The 23455-nt window shown below is 28.6% G+C and carries 21 protein-coding genes; 12 read left to right on the plus strand and 9 right to left on the minus strand.

The window, feature by feature from the left end; translation table 11 throughout:
- The first annotated feature begins 17 nt into the window (after nt 1-17).
- From OW763_RS09735 to OW763_RS09750, 4 genes are all read left to right on the plus strand, one after another.
- Nucleotides 18-1274, plus strand: a complete 1257-nt coding sequence (locus tag OW763_RS09735) for a 2-hydroxyacyl-CoA dehydratase family protein (protein WP_268040924.1) — start codon at nt 18-20, stop codon at nt 1272-1274.
- 13 nt (nt 1275-1287) lie between these two features.
- Complete coding sequence (locus tag OW763_RS09740; protein ID WP_268040925.1) at nt 1288-2079, plus strand: acyl-CoA dehydratase activase; 792 nt, start codon at nt 1288-1290, stop codon at nt 2077-2079.
- A gap of 2 nt (nt 2080-2081) precedes the next feature.
- The gene (locus OW763_RS09745; RefSeq protein WP_268040926.1) at nt 2082-2765 is read left to right on the plus strand and encodes an urease accessory protein UreH domain-containing protein; all 684 of its coding nucleotides are present in this window, start codon (nt 2082-2084) and stop codon (nt 2763-2765) included.
- A gap of 400 nt (nt 2766-3165) precedes the next feature.
- Nucleotides 3166-3402 carry a hypothetical protein gene (locus tag OW763_RS09750; protein ID WP_268040927.1) on the plus strand — a complete coding sequence of 79 codons (237 nt, stop codon included), beginning with the start codon at nt 3166-3168 and terminating at the stop codon, nt 3400-3402.
- On the opposite strand, the gene OW763_RS09755 is transcribed toward OW763_RS09750, so the two are convergent.
- The 5 genes from OW763_RS09755 to OW763_RS09775 form a co-directional block, all read right to left on the minus strand.
- Complete coding sequence (locus tag OW763_RS09755) at nt 3403-4566, minus strand: MFS transporter (protein WP_268040928.1); 1164 nt, start codon at nt 4564-4566, stop codon at nt 3403-3405.
- 87 nt (nt 4567-4653) lie between these two features.
- The gene (locus OW763_RS09760; RefSeq protein ID WP_268040929.1) at nt 4654-5073 is read right to left on the minus strand and encodes a hypothetical protein; all 420 of its coding nucleotides are present in this window, start codon (nt 5071-5073) and stop codon (nt 4654-4656) included.
- Nucleotides 5074-5244: 171 nt separating this feature from the next.
- On the minus strand, nt 5245-6057 hold the full coding sequence (locus OW763_RS09765; protein ID WP_268040930.1) for a DUF169 domain-containing protein: 813 nt from the start codon (nt 6055-6057) through the stop codon (nt 5245-5247).
- A 125-nt stretch (nt 6058-6182) separates the two neighbouring features.
- Nucleotides 6183-6644: a MarR family winged helix-turn-helix transcriptional regulator gene (locus OW763_RS09770; protein WP_268040931.1), complete on the minus strand. Its 462-nt coding sequence runs from the start codon at nt 6642-6644 to the stop codon at nt 6183-6185.
- Between the two features lie 220 nt (nt 6645-6864).
- Nucleotides 6865-7053, minus strand: coding sequence for a hypothetical protein (locus OW763_RS09775; RefSeq protein WP_268040932.1), 189 nt, complete (start codon nt 7051-7053; stop codon nt 6865-6867).
- 215 nt (nt 7054-7268) lie between these two features.
- On the opposite strand from OW763_RS09775, the gene gltX reads away from it, so the two are divergent.
- The 5 genes from gltX (at nt 7269) to OW763_RS09800 (ending at nt 12672) form a co-directional block, all read left to right on the plus strand.
- Nucleotides 7269-8735 (plus strand): glutamate--tRNA ligase, encoded by a 1467-nt coding sequence (gene gltX, locus OW763_RS09780; RefSeq protein WP_268040933.1) that lies wholly within the window; start codon nt 7269-7271, stop codon nt 8733-8735.
- Nucleotides 8736-9126: 391 nt separating this feature from the next.
- Nucleotides 9127-10398 carry a nickel-dependent lactate racemase gene (larA, locus tag OW763_RS09785; protein ID WP_268040934.1) on the plus strand — a complete coding sequence of 424 codons (1272 nt, stop codon included), beginning with the start codon at nt 9127-9129 and terminating at the stop codon, nt 10396-10398.
- A 39-nt stretch (nt 10399-10437) separates the two neighbouring features.
- Entirely contained in the window at nt 10438-10752 is a 315-nt protein-coding gene (locus OW763_RS09790; RefSeq protein WP_268040935.1) for a UxaA family hydrolase, read from the plus strand.
- Complete coding sequence (locus tag OW763_RS09795) at nt 10753-11919, plus strand: UxaA family hydrolase (RefSeq protein WP_268040936.1); 1167 nt, start codon at nt 10753-10755, stop codon at nt 11917-11919.
- Between the two features lie 234 nt (nt 11920-12153).
- The gene (locus OW763_RS09800; protein ID WP_268040937.1) at nt 12154-12672 is read left to right on the plus strand and encodes a folate family ECF transporter S component; all 519 of its coding nucleotides are present in this window, start codon (nt 12154-12156) and stop codon (nt 12670-12672) included.
- 61 nt (nt 12673-12733) lie between these two features.
- Here the strand turns inward: OW763_RS09800 and OW763_RS09805 are convergent, their stop codons facing one another.
- On the minus strand, nt 12734-13366 hold the full coding sequence (locus OW763_RS09805; protein ID WP_268040938.1) for a DUF4397 domain-containing protein: 633 nt from the start codon (nt 13364-13366) through the stop codon (nt 12734-12736).
- 308 nt (nt 13367-13674) lie between these two features.
- Here OW763_RS09805 and OW763_RS09810 point away from each other — a divergent pair, with 308 nt between their 5' ends.
- The 3 genes from OW763_RS09810 to OW763_RS09820 all read left to right on the plus strand — a co-directional run bounded on the left by OW763_RS09810 (nt 13675) and on the right by OW763_RS09820 (nt 19101).
- Complete coding sequence (locus OW763_RS09810; protein WP_268040939.1) at nt 13675-15033, plus strand: metallophosphoesterase family protein; 1359 nt, start codon at nt 13675-13677, stop codon at nt 15031-15033.
- A gap of 2 nt (nt 15034-15035) precedes the next feature.
- A complete protein-coding gene (locus OW763_RS09815) occupies nt 15036-17894 on the plus strand; it encodes an ATP-binding protein (RefSeq protein WP_268040940.1) in 2859 nt (952 codons plus the stop codon).
- A gap of 79 nt (nt 17895-17973) precedes the next feature.
- Nucleotides 17974-19101 carry an aminopeptidase gene (locus tag OW763_RS09820; RefSeq protein ID WP_268040941.1) on the plus strand — a complete coding sequence of 376 codons (1128 nt, stop codon included), beginning with the start codon at nt 17974-17976 and terminating at the stop codon, nt 19099-19101.
- A 41-nt stretch (nt 19102-19142) separates the two neighbouring features.
- Here OW763_RS09820 and OW763_RS09825 read toward each other — a convergent pair whose 3' ends face one another.
- The 3 genes from OW763_RS09825 to OW763_RS09835 form a co-directional block, all read right to left on the minus strand.
- Entirely contained in the window at nt 19143-21590 is a 2448-nt protein-coding gene (locus tag OW763_RS09825) for a CoA-disulfide reductase (protein ID WP_268040942.1), read from the minus strand.
- Nucleotides 21591-21612: 22 nt separating this feature from the next.
- On the minus strand, nt 21613-21909 hold the full coding sequence (locus OW763_RS09830) for an ArsR/SmtB family transcription factor (protein ID WP_268040943.1): 297 nt from the start codon (nt 21907-21909) through the stop codon (nt 21613-21615).
- 155 nt (nt 21910-22064) lie between these two features.
- The gene (locus OW763_RS09835; RefSeq protein ID WP_268040944.1) at nt 22065-23405 is read right to left on the minus strand and encodes a D-alanyl-D-alanine carboxypeptidase family protein; all 1341 of its coding nucleotides are present in this window, start codon (nt 23403-23405) and stop codon (nt 22065-22067) included.
- Between the last annotated feature and the right edge of the window lie 50 nt (nt 23406-23455).

The raw sequence follows: 23455 nt of genomic DNA on the forward strand, positions 1-23455 counted from the left end.
AATTAAAGTAAAAAGAGGTGAGAAAGATAGATATTAGGAAAAGAAAGAGAAAAGAAAGATTTGATAGAAATTTTAAAAGAGTTTCAAATAAAAGTCTGGAACAATTGAAAGAATTAGATCACAAAGTGGAGAGTATGGACTTTTTCTTTGATAGATTGGAATCATCGTTTGTAAAGCAAGAGATGTGGGATATATCATCTAAACCTATTATAGGCACTTTTTGTGCTATGGTACCTGAAGAAATCATTTCTGCCTGTGGTGCACAGCCCATAAGGTTATGTGGTGGTAATTACACAGCTCAATTAGCAGGTGATGAAAATGCACCTAGAGATAGCTGTCCTGTTGTTAAATCGGTAGTAGGTAGTTTTGATATGAAATTACTACCAATATATGAGGAGTGTCAATTAGCTATTGTACCAACATCTTGTGATGGTAAGAAGAAAATGGCAGAAGTTTTAGCTAATTATACACCTACTTTACCGCTACATATACCAGCTGTTAAAGATGAGGAATCTTTTGAGAGTTTAACACCAATATTTTATGGTTTAATATCTGAAATAGAAAAAGTAACAGATGAAAAATTAACTGCTAAAAAATTTAAACAAGCAATTGAAATCAATCAACAGATAAATAAAGAAGCATATAAACTTATATCATTTAAAAAAATGAAACCATCTGTAATTTATGGAAGTCATGTATTATCAGTAATGAATACTTATCAATATAGTACAAGGGAAGAGTTTCTTAATCAACTAATTTCCTTAAATAAAGAATTAGAAGAAAAGGTAAAAAGGAAAGAGTTTATTTCTGAAAAGGCACCAAGAATTTTAATGACTGGGTCTCCAGTTATTTTCCCAAATTTAAAGTTACCAATTATTTTGGAAGAGTTAGGTGCAGTAGTTGCAGCTGATGAAACTTGTGCAGGTGATAGAATGCTTGCTGATCCAGTATATATTAGCGATGAAACTGTTGAAGGTATGGTGAGATCATTAGCTGTTAAATATGTACTTCCTTGTTCTTGCCCTACCTTTGCTTATAATGAAGAACGTATGTATAGGTTAAAACAGATGGTAAAAGATTATGAAATTGACGGTATTATATACAATGTATTGAGAGGCTGTTTGCCCTATGACTTTGAGGTAAGAAATGTAGAAAAATTATCTGAAAGTCTAGGAATTCCAGTAGTTAGAATAGAGACGGATTATAATACAGAGGATGTTGAACAATTAAAGATTCGTTTGGAAGCTTTTGTAGAAATGTTAAAAATGAAATAGGAGGAATGTATTTATGTATTATGCAGGATTAGACGCAGGGTCAACTTATTTGAAAGCAGCGCTTATTAAAGATAATGAGGTTATTGCAACTGGAGTTGAGAATTCAGGGATTTCTAATAATGAAAATGCAACAAATTTAATTAATATGCTTTGTGAAAAAGCTAGAATAAAAATTGATGATCTTGGATGTATTATGTCTACAGGATATAGTAGGAGAAGTTTAGATATTGCAAAGGATAATGTATCAGAGATAACTGCTCATGCTTTTGGAGTTCAACTAACAAGTCCAGAAGGGATTAAACCAGGCTTAATAATTGACATCGGTGGTCAAGATAGTAAGGTTATTTGCTTAAATAATGATGGACTAGTAAAAAACTTTGTAATGAATGATAAATGTGCGGCTGGAACAGGTAAATTTATTGAAGTTATTGCACAAATTTTAGATACAACCATAGATAAGGTTGGACCATTGTCAAAAGAAAGCTTATCACCTTGTGACATTAACAGTACTTGTGTGGTTTTTGCTCAAACTGAGGTAATTTCATTGATTGCACGAAAGAAAAAGAGAGAAGATATTTTGGCAGGTATGCACCAATCTATGGCAAAAAGAATTGGTAAAATGGGACGTAAATTTGAATATGATAGTGATATTGTTATGACTGGCGGTGGAGCAAAAAACTCAGGATTAGTGGAAGCTTTTGAAGATGAACTTATGACAGATGTTTTTGTAGCTAATCATCCTCAATTTAATGGAGCCATAGGAGCGGCAGTATATTCAAGATACATGGCTAATAAAGGACTGTAATTATGTATACTTTAGCATTAGCAATGGGATTAGGATGTGGAATTGGTTGTGGTAGTGTAGCCACTCCTTTTCTAACAGCATATGTAATAGGAAAAAGAAAAGATTTGAAAGAAAGTTTAAAAGCAACTTTAATATTCTCACTTGGTAAAATATTGATTATGATACTTTTAGGTGGAATATCAGCGTATATTGGTCAAGCTCTTATAAGTGAAACTAAAAATTTATTTGGTTTAGATGTAAAACTTATTTTTAATGCTATTTCAGTTTTATTAGGATCTATGATAATTATAAAGAATGTGAGAAAAAAGAAATCTTGTAGGAGTTGTGGAAGTCATTGTAAGGGAACTCCTACAATAGAAGTACCTAAAAATCAGTCATTAAAAAATAAAGAAAACATTATGCTCTTTGTTACTGGAATAATATATGGTATGACACCATGTGTTCCTTTAGGGAGTATGCTTTTAATAGCCGTAGGTCTTCCAGTTTGGGAAGGTATGATGTTGTTAGGATTCTTTGGAGTTGTGACATGTATTTCTCCAGTTATTATACAAAGTATAATTGCTGGCATGATTGCACCACGAATGATAAAGGATTTATCAGATAAAGTACGTTATGTTTCTATTTTAGCTGGCGGTATGCTGATTTATTTGGGCATAAATTCAGTTATTAAATTATTCATTAGGTGATTTTTGGAAATATTTATTTAATAGACACAGGGGAATTTAATTGAAAAGCATAGGAAGTAAATTAATAATATATTTCTCTATTTTAATTTTATTAATATGCACCGCAGTTGGAATGTTTTCATATAATACAACATCTAATGCTGTAAGTAGTGAAGCATAAAAAGTCTTAATACAAAAGGCTGAGGATGTTGGGGAAATAATAGAGAAAACGGTAGCAACAAGGTTTGTTTTTTTATAAGGAATAGCTAGTAGGGACAGGATAACTAATCAAGAAAATAGCATTGAGGATAAATTAGCTTTATTAAAAGAGGCAGCAAAAGAAGTAGATAAGGAAATTGATGTAGTAAAAATATCAGAGAAAACCTTTGGAAATATAGCTACTTCAATTGGTAAGGTAAATATGCAAATTAAGACTATTACTGAATCTATTGATCAAGTAGCAAAAGGAAGTCAGGAGCTTGTTTGTTCTACAAATAAAATAGAAGAAACAAGTAAAGATGTATCCATGCAAATACAGAATATTTCATTAGAAGCAGAAGAACAAACAGCTTCTATGGAAGAGCTTACAGCTTCTAGTGAGAGCTTAGCACAGCTTGCACTAGAACTTCAAAACATTATTAGTAAATTTAATATTTAGCTAAAAATATAAGTATAAAGAGGTTGTAGTATTAACTTTCTGAGCATTAACAATATAGGCTGTAACTAATAATGAAATTAGCATTAATGCAGCAGAAAATTGAAATGGGAATTTTATTGAAGTAGATCCCAAATAACTAGCAGCAGAACTAACTAATATAGGAGACAAGAACTGACCTAAGTACATACTGCTGTTTACTAAAGCCATTGCAAAGGTACTATCCTTAAGAGGCACACTTTTGCCTGTTGCTATAAATATTAGTGGAAGAATTATTCCAAGTCCTAGACCAATGAAAAATAACGCAATTTCCATTTGTATTAAGGATTTTGAAAGTGATAATATTGCATATCCAACAAACATCATCAATAATGCAAAAATGGAAGTATATTTTTTAAAAAAAGCTGAGATTTTATTGAAAAACATACCAGCAATAAAGGAAGTTAAATTTAATGTAGCTATTACAAATCCAGATATACTAGTACTTCCTAATTGTTGAGTTTTAATAAGTATAGCAATATTTGTTGGTACAGAGTAAAACACAATATTAACTACTGCTATAGATAACATAAGTTTATATACTTCTTTATTTAATGGAGAATGAGATTTTTGTACTGACACCTTATTTTCTGGTTCTGGTAATAGAAAAATAACTAAGAATAATGACACAAATCCTATTAAATAAACACCAAAAGCAAAATGCCAGTTTATAGATGAAAGCATACCAGATAATACAATAGCTATTACTGCTCCTAAATTGTTTACAGCTGTTGAATATCCCATCATTTTTTTTCTTTCTTCACCATTAAAAAAATCCACTATTAGCCCTGTAGAAAGAGGAAGTATTAAACCGACACCTATACCCAATAAGGCTCTAAACATTAACAAAATATATATATTTGTGGCAAAGCCGCCTCCAACACCACCTATTAGATATATACACATTCCGGTAATTAATAGTGAACGTTTTTTTACTTTCATTGCTAATTTCCCAGATATGATGCTAGCTGGAATTATTAACATAGAAGATAATGTTAGAATCATTTTTATAAGTAATTCATTAACATCATTAAAAGTTTCACTAATGCTTCCAAGAGCAGGAGAAATAGCTGCTCCAGACATAATTAATAAAATAGAAATTGATAGTATTGCAATTTTTTTTCTCATAAATTAATCCTTTCTATATTTAGTTTGATTTTTTATAATTTTAAAAATGTATTTTAATTTATATAATTTATTTTAGAATTAAATAATTCATTCTAAATGTATATATTTAGAATGAATTAATGATGCAAGTTCAGTATCTTGGTTAGAAATATTATTAAAATATGTAATTATATTTCCGCCGTAAGAAATAGGTTTTGCTAGTTGAGTCAATTCTAATGAATCTTTAATTAATGAAATTATGCAATTTTTAGTATGATTTCTTTTACATTGTTTGCATAATTTGCATATGTTTGCGATAGCATCTGCTACTATTTCTTTTTCGTAATAATGTGTATCTTTATTAGGAATAAGATTTCTACCGTTTTCTACTACGTATATAGATTCATTTTTAAAATTATTAATAAGTGATAAAGTAAAACCTATTAGACATTTGTTAGGTATACAATGTTCATTACAATCTTTACAAATTGTATTTAGGATTTTTTCTAAGTTGTTCAAATAGTCCATTTTTGTAACACTCCTTAAATAAAATAATATTAAATTTCTAGATAACATGAATAAAAATTTAATCTAACAATTAACAAATGTTGATATTCTAAGAAAATATATACTTTGATAGCTAAGATTTGAATCTTAGATTTACTTTAAATCATATTGTGTATTAAATATTTTTAATTATTATTCAACAATATCAAGCCAAAGAGGTGATTTAAATATTCCTTCCTTTGCTTCCTCTTCAAGATCAAGAAATAACTTCCATGGAACAGCATAAGTTAAAGTGTCATTAGGTAGAATTCCTTTAATATTTTTTCTTGCTGCAAGATCTATCATTCCTAAAACAGCTCTAGGGTTGTCTGATTCTGCTTCATGAAAAACATAAGCACCGATCATTTGACAAGCTGCGCCTTGAGGAGTAACTGTATCATTTATGCCTTCTCTTATAGAGCCTGCAAGAGTCATAAGTGCTGTTAATTGAAGAGGATTCACATTAAATATAACTGATTGAGGTATTTCATTTTCCTTTAAATCCTTTAGTGGTTTTAGAATAACGTATTTTTCAGGAAAATCGTATATAGGTAAATCTTTAGTTAGCCATTTATAAGCTTTTTTTCTTGAAGTATGAAATCTTTCACCCTTAATAAGCTTTCTTCTAACATGAGGGTTTACCTTATTAGCTATTTCTTTATATTTTTCTTTATCTTTTGCCTCTTTAAGTCCTTTTGAGAAAAAGGCTGCAAAAGTATCATATCCTCCCATTTCATCACCATAAGCTGATCCAAATCCTAAACCTGCTCTAGCACCAGAACAGCCATATGTTTCTCTATCAAAAACTGCAGTTTTACCTTTAGCAGCAACTTGTGCATAGAAAGACATTATACATACATATTTATCAGGCAAAGGTTGCAGTGCACCCTCTGGTTTTTGATTACTTCTTAAAAGAACCATTGGTTCTAAGTGTGGTTTTAAGGACTCGATAATTAAACTTTTCATTAAAATACCTCCTGTAATATAGTTTCATTATGAAACTATATTACATCAGTTTAGAGTAAAAATCAATGGTTTATTATAAAAATAAAGCTGTTAACAATTATTTATTGTCAACAGCACCATGATTATTATTTATTTTCCAAATTATTAGAGGCTGAGAATATATTTTCTGCCATTTGTTTCATAACCTTTTTTGTTATTTCTAGTTCTTTTTTTGATATGTTTTGAGAAAGTATTTTACTACTTTCACTAAGTATAAATATAATATCATTTTTAATTTCTATTCCTTTTTCTGTAACATAAAGATGATGAATTCTCTTATCTCTAGAATCCTTTTTTTTATAAATATATCCAATATCAATTAGTTTTTTTATTGCCTTTGCAACATCAGCTTTTCTAAGTTTTAATAAGTCTACAAGCTCTTGTTGACATATTCCTTGATTATTATATAGTTCTATTAAAACTTTGTATTGATGCTTTTGTAAATTATACGGTTCTACTTGTTTAAAAATATAATAAAATAAATATCTAGAAATTATATCTATGTATTTTCCGATAGAATCATGTTCTGTAATAAAATCAATTTCCAATTAATTCACTTCCTTTATCCTTTTATATAGAGTCATTGTCATTAATTATTATAATATAATAGTAAAAAAAACAAAAGTTGTGTCAAGAATAGTTTATATATTTGTTTTAGTTAAAAGTAGATTATTTTTAGGGTTGAATACAATTTGTACTTTTAAATAATATATTAAACTTAAATCAGCAGAAATTATAAATGCTTAACTTACAATCTCTGCTAATTTATTAAATAACCATTTCATTATAAAAATTTTTCTTTTCACCTTTATAGTCTTTTATTTCAATAATACTTGTAGGCTTTTTATTTATTATCCTAGCAGGAATTCTAACAGCAGTAGAATGATAAGCTGTATCTTTTAATACTACTGTATTAACTCTAATTTTACTTCTAGAAGATATATAAATATTCCCCATATTAGGGTGTCTCTTTTCTTTTTCTTTTCCTGTACCTCCTATCCCATTTAGGGTATATGAACGTCAACTATAATAAGACTGATTTCGCAATATCATTATATATTGACACCATCTTTCCTTTGGTATATGATAAAAATAGTGTCTAAAGTATGCCTTTCATCCTAGGATGCGGATGAGAGGCATTTTAAAATATTTACATAATAGGAGTGAAAAACATGGGAGAAAGAGAAGTTAGAACTAGATTTGCACCTAGCCCAACTGGTTACATGCATATAGGAAATTTAAGAACGGCTCTTTATACTTATTTAATAGCTAAGCATGAAGATGGAAAATTCATATTAAGAATTGAAGATACTGACCAAGAAAGATATGTAGAAGGAGCAGTTGATGTTATTTATAGAACGCTTAAAATGACAGGCTTAAATCATGATGAAGGTCCAGATGTTGGAGGCCCTGTAGGTCCTTATATTCAAAGTGAACGTAAAGGAACATATCTTGGCTATGCTAAACAATTAGTAGAAAAAGGGGAAGCTTATTACGTTTTTAGCGATAAACCTGATGTGGTAGCTGAAATAAGCGAAAAAGAAAAGAAACCATATAAATATAATGCACAATATCATTCAATGACTAAAGAAGAAATAGAAGAAAAACTAGTTTCAGGGATTTCTTATGTTATTAGACAAAAAAATCCATCTGAAGGGGTAACTGTTTTTGAAGATGAAATTTATGGAACAATTAAAGTTGATAATTTAGAACTTGAAGATATGATACTTATAAAATCTGATGGTCTTCCAACATATAATTTTGCTAATGTTGTTGATGATCATTTAATGGAAATTACTCATATAGTTCGTGGTAATGAATATCTGTCTTCAGCACCAAAATACAATCGTTTATATAGTGCTTTTGGATGGCCTGTACCAACTTATGTACATTGTCCTCCAATAATGAAAGATGCTCACAATAAGTTAAGTAAAAGAAATGGAGACGCGTCTTTTGAAGATTTATTAGCTAAAGGATATTTAAAAGAGGCTGTAGTAAACTTTATAGCATTACTTGGATGGAGTTCAGGAACAGATCAAGAAATTTTTACTCTTGAAGAATTAATAGAAAAATTTGATTATAGACATATAAATAAATCTCCTGCAATCTTTGATGATGTTAAATTAAAATGGATGAATGGAGAATATATTAAAAAACTTCCTCTTGAAGATTTTCATAAAAGAGCATTATCTTATTATGAACAAGTTTTTTCAAAAGAAACTATGGAAAAAATTGATCTATTAAAAATAAGTGAACTTCTTCAAACAAGAGTTGAAGTTTTAAATGAAATTCCAGAAAAAATTACTTTCTTTGAATCAGTACCAGAGTATGATATTTCACTGTATATTCATAAAAGAATGAAGACTAACCCTGAAAATTCATTGCCTACTTTAGAAAGAGTTTTACCAGTACTTGAAAAATTAGAGGATTGGTCTTTGGATTCAATACACAATACAATATTTGATTTAATAAAAGAAATGGAAGTTAAAAATGGTGTGGTTTTATGGCCTATAAGAACAGTACTTTCAGGTGAAAAATCTACTCCAGGTGGAGCTTTTGAATTAGCTGAAATCTTAGGCAAAGAAGAATCATTAAGAAGAATTAGAGTTGGAATTGAAAAGTTAAAAAATGAAATATAATAATGTTTAAACTTAAAAAATATAAAAATTTAAATAAAAAATTGATCATAATACAGGCGTTGCCTATATTATGGTCAATTTTTTATTTTGCAGCTTTGTTATAAGAAAAAATTTATTTCTAATTCATAAATCACCTTTTTTCTAAAAGCATATAAGAAAATTCTTAATTATCCAATTTATTAAAATTGTTAATAGCAAGGATATATATTTTTATACAACAATAATATAAAGTTAAAGAATATATAAATAATAATAAAGTATATTACATATATTGTATTATTAATACAGTATACAATATTTGAAAAGCGTATTGACAAAATATGGTTTTAAAAGATACAATGAAATTGTATAATGTATACATGATACTATTTAAATAGGGGGGATAGTTAAAATGATAAATATAAAGATACCTTACTATAAAAATTATTTGGATTTAAAAGTTTCACAAAATAATCTTAAAGCTGTTCTTACATCTAATGGAAAAAGCTATAAACCTAAATACAGTGAAAAAGAATTAGTAATAAATGCATTGAAAAATCCTATAAATTCTGAATCTTTAAAAAAGTTAGCTAAAGGCAAAGAAAAGGTTGTAATCGTTACCAGCGACCATACTAGAGCAGTACCTAGTAAAATCACTTTACCTTTAATTTTAAAGGAAGTAAGAGAGGGAAACTCACAAGCTAAGATTATAATATTAGTAGCTACAGGATTGCATAGATCTACTACTAAAGAAGAAATGGTTAATATGTTTGGTAAAGATATAGTAGAAAATGAAAATATTATAGTTCATGATGTTAATAAAACAGAGGAAATGCAGTATATTGGTAAATTACCGTCAGGGGAAGAATTTTCAGTTAACCGTTTAGCAGTAGAAGCAGATTTGTTAGTAACAGAAGGTTTTATTGAACCTCATTTTTTTGCTGGATTTTCTGGAGGAAGAAAAAGTATACTACCAGGAATATCATCAAGAGAAACGGTAAATGCTAATCATTCCTCAAGGGCTATAGCACATCCTCTAGCAAAAACAGGAATATTAGATGGAAATCCTATACATGAAGATATGATATATGCTGCTAAAGCAGTAGGCGTTGATTTTATATTGAATGTTGCTCTTAATGAAGAAAAAGACATAATAGCAGCTTTTGCGGGCGATGTAAACGATGCTCATAGAAAAGGATGTAAATTTGTAGATGAATTATCAAAAGCTGAAAGGGTTACAGCAGATATTGTTATAACAAGTAACGGAGGGTATCCACTTGATCAAAATTTGTATCAAGCACCTAAAGCTATTGCAAGCGCTGTAGAATGTTTAGGAAAAGATGGAGTTATAGTAATGGTTGCATCATGTATTGACGGTGTAGGTGGTACTAATTTTGAGCGACTAATGTTAAAAGGTAGCCCTGATGAACTGATAGATATTTTATTGAAAATACCTGATAAAGAAACAATATCTCAACAGTGGTGTGTTCAAAAATTTGCTTATATATTACAAGAGTATAAGTTAATACTTGTTACAAATTATTTAGATCATGAACTTATCAGAAAGATGAATATGATACCAGCTTCAAACTTAGATGAAGCAATGAAAATTGCATATAGTATAAAAGGAAATAATGCATCAGTAACTGTTATTCCTGATGGAGTATCGGTTATTGTTCATTAATAAACATTAGTTCAATTAATAAAATAGGAGGATGATTATATGTCAGAAAAAATAGTTGGACTTCAAGTTAATGACTTAGATAATGTGGCTACAGTGTTTCAGGATACTAAAAAAGAAGCTATAGTTGAAGTTATTGATAAAAAGGGAAATAAGAAACTAATTAAGACTTTGGCAGATATTCCGTTTGGACACAAAATTGCAGTTAAATTTACTAAAAAGGGTGAGCAAATAACTAAATATGGTGAAGAAATTGGAGTTGCCACACAAAATATAGAAATAGGAGATTATGTACATATTCATAATCTTGAAAGTATAAGAGGTAGAGGTGATTGGAAAAAGAAGGAGGGAAAATAAATGAAACATTTTTTTAATGGCTATGTAAGAAAAAATGGAGATGTTGGTGCAAGAAACTATGTAGCAATAATGCCAAGTGTTGTTTGTGCTAATGAAGTAGTAGAGAGTATAGTAAGACAAACAACAGGAACAACAGGAATACTTCATCATAAAGGATGCTGCCAATTACCTCCAGATCTTGAACTTACAACTGAAGCTTTGATAAAAATTGGACAAAATCCTAATATAGGAGCTGTATTGGTTGTAAGTCTAGGATGTGAAGGTACAGATACAGATAGAGTAGTTGAAGAAATAGGAAAGTCAGGAAAGCCTGTTGAAAGAGTAAATATTCAAGAAATAGGTGGGACAAGTAAAGCTATACAAAATGGAATAGACTTAGCTCAAAAGCTTGCTATTGAAATATCAGGAATTCAAAGAGAACAGGTGGATTTATCACATTTTACACTTGGAATAAAATGTGGAGCTTCAGATACAACTTCAGGACTTTCATCTAATCCAGTAATTGGTTATATCGCTGATAAAGTTGTTGATGCTGGTGGTACTGTTATTTTTGGTGAAACTACTGAGTTTATAGGGGCAGAACATATACTTGCTAAAAGAGCTAAAACTCCGGAAGTTGCAGAAGACATATATAGAATTGTAAAGGAAATGGAAGATAGAGCAAAAGCTATTGGGGTTGATATGAGAAAAGGACAACCTACTCCAGGTAATATAAAAGGTGGATTAAGTTCTATTGAAGAAAAATCTTTAGGAGCTATTGTTAAATCAGGAACTAAAACCATTGAGGGCGTTCTTAGTTATGTAGAAAAACCAAAAGAAAAAGGATTATGGGTGAAAGACACACCAGGAAGAGAAATAGAAGTATTAACTGCTATGGCGATAGGTGGAGCTCAAACAATTTGTTTTTCAACTGGACGTGGAGCACCACAGGGATTTCCAGTAGTTCCAGTAGTTAAAATTTGTGGTAATCCAATAACTTATGATAGAATGTGTAATGATATGGATATCAATGCTGGAAAAATTATAACAGGTGAAAAATCTTTAGAAGAGGTAGGAGAAGAAGCTTTTACTAAACTTTTAAGGGTGCTTTCAGGAGAAGTTACAAAAGGAGAAGAAATAAAATATACAAGTTCTATGGAAATATATACATTAGGTCCGGTAATTTAGTTGATAACTGATGGAAGATTTTCATAAATATTTTTTAGATGCAGGTTTAAAGAGCTATATTGTGTTGTATTTAGCTTTAAACTTGGATCTATTTTTTTATATGATAAAATAATTTACAGTGAATTATTGGTAGTATAAAATATATTTTTACATTATACTTATGTAGTATTATAATAGGCTTTGTGATTAGATAAAGAATTATATGGAAAATAAAGTCAAAACGGGGGTAATAAATTGAGAATTAAGATAAAGGAAGAAAATAGAACTAAGAGAATAGTTTATAGTGGTGTAATTATTTGTATAGGAATAATAGCTAACTGTTTTTTTACTATTAAGCTTCCAATTTTAAAAATGGGATTTGGATTTGTTCCAAGTATGTTGGCTGCTATTGTATTTGGTCCATTAATGGGAGCATTAATAAATGGAACTATAGATTTTATTAGTTCTATAATATTTCCAGTAGGTCCTTATTTCCCAGGTTTTACAATGAGTGCTTCCATAGCAGGAATTATTTATGGAATGTTTCTTTATGAAAAAGATATAAATTCTAAAAGTCTTCTTAAGGCAATAATATTAAAAATTATTGTGATTAATTTGATTATAAATACATATTGGATAAGTTTATTAACGGATAAAGCTTTTATAGTCGCTCTAATACCAAGAGTATCAAGGGATTTAATTATGATACCTGTAAAATTAATAGTAATGAAAACCCTAGTACATTATTTAAGTAATAATGAGGTATTTACATAAAGAGGATTCTTAAGTGATGATAGAATGAGATAAATGAAAAAAAGCGGTATTAGCCGCTTTTTTAGAAGTCTATATATGAATTTCCATCTAATGGTATCAAAACTTGTAGTGGAGGTTTCTTACCTAGTAGTCCTACGGCATATATAGTATAGAATCTATTAGGTTTTAATTTTATATTAGGTATTGTTAGTGCAATATTAGATGTTCCAGCCTCTCGAGCTTGTATAGTGTAAGTTTTAGGGGCTACAGGTATATAATCTGTTATTTCTTCAAAGCCTACATCATCAAATAGAATTGTTCCATCAGGAAGAGTTATATCTACTCGAGGGGTATTAGGTGATAAATGACCAAATCTAACGTAAGTTTTACCATCTTCCATAGGAAGAATTGGATCTATAAAAGGAAGAAGCTTAATATCTTTAAGCATTCCAGTAGCAGCTACAGTATAAATTGTTTCAGGTTTAATACTTAGATAAGTATCTATAACCGGATTGGTTGTTTTGCCAGCAGGAAAAACTTTTATATTATAATTACCAGCTGGTATTTTTAGATATTCAGTAAAATATTTGTACTTAAGATTTTTTACAAGTATTTTTCCATTTGCATAAATATCTACTGGTGGTGCATCTGGAGAAGCATGAAATACTCTTACAAATGCTGTCATAGGTGTCCTAAAAAATAGAGGAGAAAACATATATATAATCACCTTTCAAAAATTTTTCTACATAAATAGAATATGAAATTGGGTAGGAAAGAGTGAAAAAATATAGTTAAATTTTTGCATAGAGGAAGAAAAACTAAAAGTTAACGAATGTGGTTTAAAGGGTGTTTTCATAAAGAATAAATCAATGTAGAACTTGTAAATGTTATCCAAAAAGATTAAAATTATAATTGTATAACTTAATTAAAAAATAGTAAAAATTTATTAATTTAAGATAAAATAAAAATCAGATAGGTATAAGGCTATATACCTATCTGATTTTATATAAAAGGAGAAGTTAAATGGAGAATATGAGCAATAAATTAATTAGATTTATTCATGCCTCAGATATTCATTTAGGAAGTGTTTTGCACGTGAATAATGAAGGAACAAAAGAAATTAATAATTTATTTAAAGAAGCTGTATATAATTCTTTTCAGCAAATTTGTGAGGTTGCATTGTGTTATAAAGTAGACTTTATTATTTTGTCTGGAGATGTATATGATAAAGAGCTTAGAACTGTTAAAGCAAGAAGCTTTTTTTATAATCAGTGTAAAAGATTAGAAAAAGAAGATATACATATATATGTAATCAGAGGAAATCATGATCCATTAGGAAATGATAAGGAGTTATTTTATTTGCCAGATAATGTTTTTACTTTAGATAGTGAAAAAGTACAAGCTTTGGAAGTGGTAAAAAAGGAAAAGGTAGTAGCTAGAATTTTAGGACAGTCATATAGAAGAAAGGCTGAAGGAAGGAACATTACAAAAGATTATGAAGCAATTGATAATTCCGTGTATAACATTGGGTTGCTCCATACACAATTGGAACCCAAAAATAAAAATTATGTTCCATGTAGTGTAGAAGATTTGAAATCTAAAAAAAATATTAATTATTGGGCACTTGGGCATATTCATAAATGTGAAATAGTAAATCATAGAAATCCTGTTATAGTGTATTCAGGAAATGCTCAAGGTAGAGATATAGGTGAAGAAGGTATAAGAGGCTGTTTGCTGGTAGAAGTTGACAATGATTTTTTTGAAACAATAAAATTTATACCTACAGCTTCTGTTGTGTGGAAAAAAATTAATATTGATATTAGTCAGGATAAATTTAATATTAGAAATTTAAGTGATATAGAAGAACTTTTTATAGAAAAGGCTGAAGAGTTTTTAGAAAAAAACAACTTAAAGTCACCTGATAAATTAGAGTGCTTATATCCAACATCTCAAATAGTTCAAGGCTATACAATTCAATGGAATATAGAAGGTAAAGGTGAAATTGATGAAATTTTAAGAGAAGATGAAGAAAATGTACAAGAATATTTAAAAGAGATTTTGAATAGACGTTTTTTAAATGAAAAACCATTTTTATATACAGATTATGTATATATCAATACACAAAAGAAAATTCCAAACCTTGATTATTTAAAAGAAAACAATGAAGTGTTTAAAGAAGTTGATAAAATCGTACAGGCTACTTTAAGCGATAAAGAGATAAGAAAAAAGGTTGTAATTAATTTTGGAAGTGTATTTGAAAAGAAGTGGCAGCAAGAAGAGATGAATGAAGAAAAAATTCAACTAGATGAAAATATGATTGAAGAAATAATAAATTCTGCAAAACTTCTTGTTATAGAAAAATTATTAGAAAAAGGTGAGTGATTTTGAAATTAAAAAGGATATATATAAAGGATTTTGGAATTTTTAGAGACGAAAAATTAGATGATATTTTTAGTCAAATAGTAGTAATAGGAGGAAAAAATAGAGCTGGTAAAACTACTTTTATGAAACTTTTAAGACATTTGGGATTTGGATTTCAAGGTAATGATAAAGAAATTCCACCACCTAATGTTGAGTATGCAGTAGATTATGATATTGAAACTAAAGAAGGAGATATATTTAATGTAAGTATAAGTGGAAATAAAATACCACTTGTAAAGGGCTTAAATATTGATAAAGATATTCAGATTGAAAAATTGTATGGAAATATAGATTACTTAACGTATAAGCAACTTTTTACAATAAGTTTAGATGAATTAAATAATGTATCCTTAAAAAACTCAAAAGAAATTAACAGCATACAAGCAATCTTTTTAGGAGCAGGTTTTAGAGAAATTATAGAAATACCAAAAATAATAAAAGATATGGAAAAAGAAGCTAAAAAAATAGGTGGAAAAAATGGTAATCCATCAACTTCACAATTCAAACAATATAATAAAGAAATAAAAGAAGGGATTTACCGTAGAGAAAGAGCTAGTCAACAGTTAGAAACTTATTATAAAAACTATAATGAGTTAGAAAAAATTGAAAATAGTATAGAAAAAAACAAACAAAAATTAAATAGTATAAAAAATAAAGCTGAATTTCTAGAAATATTAAAAAGTAATTTTAATTTACATGAAGAATTAAAAGCTTTAGAAATAAGATTAGATAATAAGGAACTTAAAAATGCAGCAAAAACTTATGATGAGGGACTAATGGAAAAGGCAATTAGGTTAAAAGAAGAATATGAAGATATTTTACAGGAGTATAATAACCAAAGGTATGAATTTAGAAAAAATGTTGGAGAAAACGAAGATATAAAAGATAAACTTATTAAACAAAAAAGCAAGCTGCAATATTGTTATAATAATATTTCAGGTACTATTGAAAAGATAAATAACTATAGAGAGTTAAAAACTAATTGTATAAAGGAAAAACAAGAAATAGTTAAGGAAATGTTCAATATTAATGAAGAGTGGAAAGGTGATATCAATAAGATTTTAAGTATTAATACAGATTCTATAAGGCTTGAACAATTAAATAATACTATAAATGAGTATAAAGAAATTTTTCATGAAAGCAAATTGATAAATAGTGAGTTAGAAAATTTAAAATTAAATAAAGATGTATTTGAAAAAAATGCTTTGAAAAATAATACATCAAATTTTAATAAAATTCTAGAAAAGTATTTTTACTTTTCATTAGTAATTATTGCTTGTGGGATATTATTATCAATAATTAATTATTCCAAATATGGAGTTGTTTTTATATTATCTGGGGCAATTTTAGGTGGAGTATATACAGTAATAAAATATTTATTGCAAAATGAAAAGACAAATGATAAGGAAGATTTATTATTACAATTTAATAGAGCTAATATGCAAATAGAAGAAAAAAATAAAACAATTGAAAGCATAAATAAAAAATTAGAAGCTAATGAAAAGAGAATACAAAAGTATAGAGAAATATTAAAACTAGATGATATGGTCTCAGGAGAAATAATTAAAGATTACTTTAAAAATGTCAGAGAACTAAAAAATAGAATATCAGAGCTTGAATATGATGTAAAAAAATCAAATAACATGCTTAAAGAAATTCAAAGCAAGTTAATTCTTATGTATGATTTAGTAAAAAAATTCCATGAAATAATTTATTTAGATGATAATGTTATGAAGAAAAGTTTAATTGAAAACAGCAATAAATTATTTCAACAAATTAATATTTTAAATAACTATATAGATATTTCAGAAGAAATGAGTGGTATTGAACAGAAAAAAATATTAGTGGAAGAAAATATATATAAGCTTTTAGGAAAACAAAATAAAGAGTTAGAATCACCTTATTCTTTAGAAAAATTTATAGAAACGAATAGAAAAGTAAAAAATTATTTAGAATTAAAGACTGAATATGATATATTGAAAAAGACTTTGATTAATACTTTTAATGTTCCAAGGGTTAGAAAAAATTTAGAAAGTTTAAAAGAGGAATATGGTTGGGATATTAATGAGAATGGTTTTAGTTTTAAAAATTTATTTGAGAAATATATTTCTGTAAATGAAATTGATAAAGAATATATAAATATTAGAAAAAAATATGAAAATTTAAAGGAAGAAATAGAAGATTTAAAAGATAGACTTCAAAATTTAAAATATGAACTTCAAGTTCTTGGCATTAGTGAAAATATAGAAAGTGCACAATATAAAATTGATGCAGCTAGAAAAGGATTAGAACCAATTGCAAAGGAATATGCAGTTTTAAGGGCAGCCCAATTTATTCTTGAAAAAATACAGAATAACTTTGTGGAGAAGACAAAACATTCACTTTTGAAAGGAGCAGGGGAATATCTATCTTTTATTACCGCAGGGGAATATAGTAATATTCTGCCTTATGAAGATTTGACTAAACTTGATTTTAAGCTATTATTAGGGAATGGAAATGTTCAAAACACTTCAGAAGTTTTAAGTAGAGCAACTAAGGAACAGTTGTTTTTATCAGTAAGATTGAGCAGGATAAAGGAAATAAATCCTCAACTCCCTATAATATTAGATGATTCTTTTGTTAATTTTGATGAAGAACATACAAAACAAACAGTTAAGATTCTAAAGGAATTATCTAAAACCAATCAAATTTTTGTAACAACTTGTCATCCACAATTAGTACAATATATAGGAAAAAATTTAAATAATGTTCAATACTTAAAATTAGAAAAAGGAAAATTTGAGGCTGCGGATAAGACGAAGTTAATAGAATATTTAACATAAAATAATAAGAAATACATTCAACTATTTACAGTATTTATCTAATAATGTTAGAATGTTCTAAGGAAGGTGGAGGTTAAAAATGACAGATCCAAGATTAAATAAGCTTGCAAAACTTTTAGTAAATTATTCAGCAGAGGTTAAAAATGGGGATTTTGTTCTTGTTCAGTGTGAAGATGTATCAGAACCTTGGATGGTTGAAGTTGTAAAGGAAGCAGTAAAGGCAGGAGCACATGTTGAAACTGTTCTAAATTCTCATGAAGTTAGTCAAGTAAAAATAAGATATAGTAGTGATGAACAATTACAAGAAGAAAATTTTATGCAAAAAGTTCTTTTGGAAAAAGCAGATGTGTGGCTTACAGCTTGGGGAACAAAGAATACTAAGGCTAATTCAAATGTAGATTCTAAAAAGTTACAATTAAGCTCAAAAGGAGCTACTAGCTGGAGAAAAATTTATTCTGAAAGAATGGGAGATGGAAGTTTAAGATGGTGTGGAACTCAATTTCCAACTTATGCTGATGCTCAAGAAGCTAAGATGAGTCTTTCAGAATATGAAGAATTTGTTTATGGTGCAGGACTTTTAGATTCAGAAGATCCTGTGGCAGAATGGAAAAAAGTAAGTGCTTATCACGAAAGATGGATTAAATACTTAAATGACAAAAAAGAATTGCATATTATATCAGAAGAAACGGATATTAAGGTTAATATTGATGAAAGAAAATGGATTAATTGTGATGGAAAAGTTAACTTCCCAGATGGAGAAATTTTCACTTCACCAGTTGAAGATGGAATTAATGGGCATATAACTTTTAGCTTCCCTGGTATATATATGGGAAAAGAAATAGAAGGTATAAGATTAGAAATTAAAAATGGAAAGGTAGTAAAAGCAACTGCTGAAAAAGGACAAGAACTTTTAGAATCTCTTTTAGAAATAGATGAGGGAGCTTCAAGATTTGGTGAAGTTGCTATTGGAACAAATTATGGAATTAAAAAGTTTACTAGAAATATGTTATTTGATGAAAAAATAGGTGGTACTATTCATATGGCTATTGGAGATTCAATGCCAGAAGCAGGTGGAAAAAACAAATCAACTATTCATTGGGATATGCTTTGTGATATGAGAAATGGTGGGAAAATTTATGCTGATGGAGAATTATTCTATGAAAATGGTAGATTGATAGAACCTATATTAGAAAAATACAATTTATAAAAAGTTATAAAAGAATGCTGCAATTACAGCATTCTTTTATGTTATATAAATAAGTTTATATTTGATTCATCAGCTTCACCTAGATAATAACCAACTCCACCAAATTTAATACCATCTATTAGTTCTTCTTCCTTAAGGCCTAGAAGTTCCATAGACATTTGGCAAGCAACTAATTCAACACCACTATCTATAGCTGATTGTATAAGTTCCTCAAGTGAATGTACATTGTGTTTTTTCATTATACCTCTTATCATTTTTGAACCCATTCCAGCCATATGCATGTTGGATAATTTTAATTTTTTACTTCCACGAGGCATCATTTTACCAAACATTGTCTCAATGAAATTTTTCTTAACTGATACAGATTGATTTCTTCTTATAATATTTATTCCCCAGAATGTAAAGAACATAGTAACTTTTTTACCCATAGCAGCAGCACCATTTGCAATTATAAAGCTGGCAATGGCTTTATCTAAATCACCACTAAATACAACCATTGTTTGAGAATCTTTTCCATTAGCTGCGGATAGAGGCTTAGATGATATTGAAGGTTGTTCTCCATTCTTTTTCAAGGTAGCTTCAATGATACCTTTTTCTTTTTTTAGATTTACAAGTTCAGTATTTGTTTTTTTACACCATGATTTAATATCTTCATAGAATCCAGGGTCTGATGCTGATACGTTTAAGATGTCACCAGTATTTAATTCATCAACAGCACTTTTAACTCTCATTAAAGGACCAGGACAGCTAAGACCACATGCATCTAAATTTTTAATAATGCCTGTATTAATATTAGGATTTTTAACTTCTTCTATAGAAGTTTTTGTTTGTTCTATTTTTTTAGGGGTAAATTTTTGTGACATATATGATTTAAATCCTCCTGTTATATTTTTAGCTTTAAATCCATTTTGTCTTAAAACTCTTTCAGCTAAATAGCCTCTAAGACCTATTTGACAATAAGTCCAAATCTCTTTGCTTTTATCTAATTCGTTTAATCTTTTTCTTAATTGTTGTAAAGGAATATGAGTAGAACCTTGAATAGAGCCTGTTTCTTGTTCTAAATCTGTTCTTACATCTAATAGAAGTATAGAATTTTTATCTCTAGAATCTATGTCTCTAGGAAGAACAATTTCAGATTTACCAGTTAGTATATTCTCAGCATAATACCCTGCTATATTTACGGGGTCTTTAGCAGAAGAATATGGTGGTGCATAAGATAATTCCAGTTCTGTAAGGTCAGTTACAGTACCATTTAATCTCATAACTGTCGCGATAACATCAATTCTTTTATCTACTCCACCATAACCGATTGCTTGAGATCCTAAAATTTTTCCATCATCATTAAAGATTAATTTTAATGTTAGAGGTGTAGCACCAGGGTAATATGAAGCGTGATTTTGTGGATAAACATAAATAATATTATAAGGTATATTGTGCTTATTAAGAGTTCTTTCATTATTACCTGTAGCGGCACATGTTAAGTCACATACTTTTAAGATAGAAGTACCTTGTGTTCCTTTGTAAGTTGTTTTAATATCACAAATATTATCAGCTGCTATTCTACCTTGTTTATTTGCAGGTCCTGCAAGTGGTACAGCGTTTTTTTTACCATTTATAAAATCAACAATTTCAATAGCATCTCCAACAGCATAAATATCCTTTAGATTAGTTTCTAAATGCTTATTTACTATAATGTGACCTTTAGGACCAAATTTTAATTTAGTATTTTTAAGAAATTCTATATCAGGTGTTACGCCTATTGCTAGAATAATCATATCAGTAGTTAGCTTTTCACCGTTATTTAATACAACATCTACTTTGTTTTCATTTGTTTTAAAAAGTTTAACTGCATTGTTCAATATTAGATTTATATTGTTATCTTGTAGTTCTTTTTCTGCTAAGGTTACCATATCAGAGTCAAAAGGAGCTAATATATGTGGTGCAGCTTCAACTAAGGTTACATTTATATTTTGATGATTTAAGTTTTCTGCCATTTCAATTCCTATGAAACCACCACCAATAACTACAGCAGATTCTACCTTATTGTTGGTTATAAAACTTTTAATTTTATCAGTATCATCCATATTTCTTAGAGTAAATATTTTTTCATTATTAATTCCTTCAATAGGAGGCTTAATTGGCTTTGCGCCAGGTGATAAAATTAAGGAATCATAAGACTCAGCATAAGTTCCTTTTTCAGAATTAACAACAGTAACTTCTTTTTTATCTGTATCTATTTTAATTACTTCACTTTTGATTCGTACATCTATATTGAATTTTTCTTTCATAGCTTGTGGTGTAGAAACTAATAGATTTTCTCTTTCTTGAATTGTACCTCCGATATAATAAGGTAAACCACAATTAGCAAAAGAAATATCATTTCCTCTTTCAAAAAGAATGATTTCAGAATTTTCATCTAATCTTCGGAGTCTTGCAGCAGCAGAGGCACCACCAGCTACTCCGCCTATTATTAGAACTTTTTTACTCATTTTAATTCCTCCTACAAATTTATTAATTATTTTTTCCTTCGGTTTCAAATAATAAACTAATTAATTGAATTATTTTTTCATTGCAGACTGTATAATTAATTTCAAGACCTTTTCTTTCGCCTTTAATAATTCCACAACTTTTTAATTTTTGAAGATGTCGAGATACTGTGGGTTGAGGTATATCAAGACAATGCTGCATAGTTGATACATTACATTTACCTTTATTAATTAATCCTCTAATTATACATAAACGTACAGGATGAGCTATTACTTTTAATAATTCAGCCATTTCAGTATAGTGTTCAAAGTTATTATTCATTTTTTACACCTCGCATGACGAAAAAGTTATTACAAAAATATATATTACTATATTTATATATTACAATATATAAATATAGTTGTCAAATTGTTAACAAAGAAGTGTATGACAATAAAAAAAGTGTATCGCACTTTTTATTGCGATACACTTTTCTATTAAAATCTTCTACGTCTGTTTCTACGTCTTCTGCTACCTTTATTAGAAATCAGTTTCACTAAAAGAAGCAAGATTAGAATTACTGCAACTATTCCTACTCCTGTAACAATGTAGAGTAGAGTGTTTTGCTTTCGTATATCAGTTGATGAAAGTGTTGGGTATAAATCATAGGTTTTTGTAGCTTCTCTTTCTTTTACTACTAATTTTCCAACACTTATATCTTTAGATAGTTTTGAAATATTTATATCAGAAATATTTAAGTCTGTTGTCAATTCTTTTTTATTAATATCATTTTCATAATATGTAACATCTTTTTTTAATACTAAAGGTATTGTAACTTCTTTTTCAGGACCAATAAATTTAAGCGGTTTATATTTTACGGTGATATTTTTTACTTCTGTATTAGCTTTATACAAAGGAGTTCTTTCAGCTGCGTAACTCCAATTTATGATTTTTGACATATCATTAAATACATAAGAATCTTTAGCGTCATAAATTGATTTCATAACAACTCCAGCAAGAACTCTTCCATCTTTTTCAAAAAAAGTAACTAGACATCTTCCAGCTTTCGAAGTGTAACCTGTTTTTCCACCTATACAAACAGCATTACTTGCAGGAAGCTGATTAAGGTTAATACCAATTTTATCAGCATAAGCAGTATCAATCTTTTTCCCTACTAACTTATTTCTGTTTTCTATGTAAGCTATAACCCCTTTAGAAGTTTCGATTCTAGTCTTCTTTGTTTGCATCACTTCTTTTACCCATGGATTTTTATAAGCTTCTCTTGCAATTACACTTAAATCATATGCAGAAGTATAATGGTCAGGTATATTACTATCTAGACCGTTCGCTGTAACAAAATGAGAATTTTTCAAACCTAATTTTTTTATTCGAGCATTCATCATATCGGCAAAACTTTTAGGATTACCGCCAACACTATCAGCAATCATGTATGCTGAATCATTAGCAGAATAGATAAGCAATGCCTTCATTACATCATCAGCAGTCATGGTATCACCAATATTTATTTTACCAATAAGAAGATTTTTATATAGAGAGTATTGATCCTGCTTTTTAGCATTTTCAGTATATAGTATTGCATCGGTTTTGGTTTTGTTTTCTGCTAAAAGTAAGGCTGTTAAAAGTTTTGTAGTACTTGCAGGATACATTGGAGATTCATCTATATCCTTTGAATATATTATTTCTCCTGTTTGAACATCAATTACAATAGCTGTTTTACCGTATATATGTGGTAAGTCTGCATTTTCAGCAAATGAAGTTATTGTAAATGAAAATAAGAAAAAAAGTGTTAATAATAAAGTCGATAATTTACGTCTCAAGATTCATCTCCCCTAATTCTATATTTTAATGTAGATTTTAATACAATTTT

It is taken from the genome of Clostridium aestuarii (genome assembly GCF_026735135.1).
GTDB lineage: Bacteria > Bacillota > Clostridia > Clostridiales > Clostridiaceae > Clostridium_H > Clostridium_H aestuarii.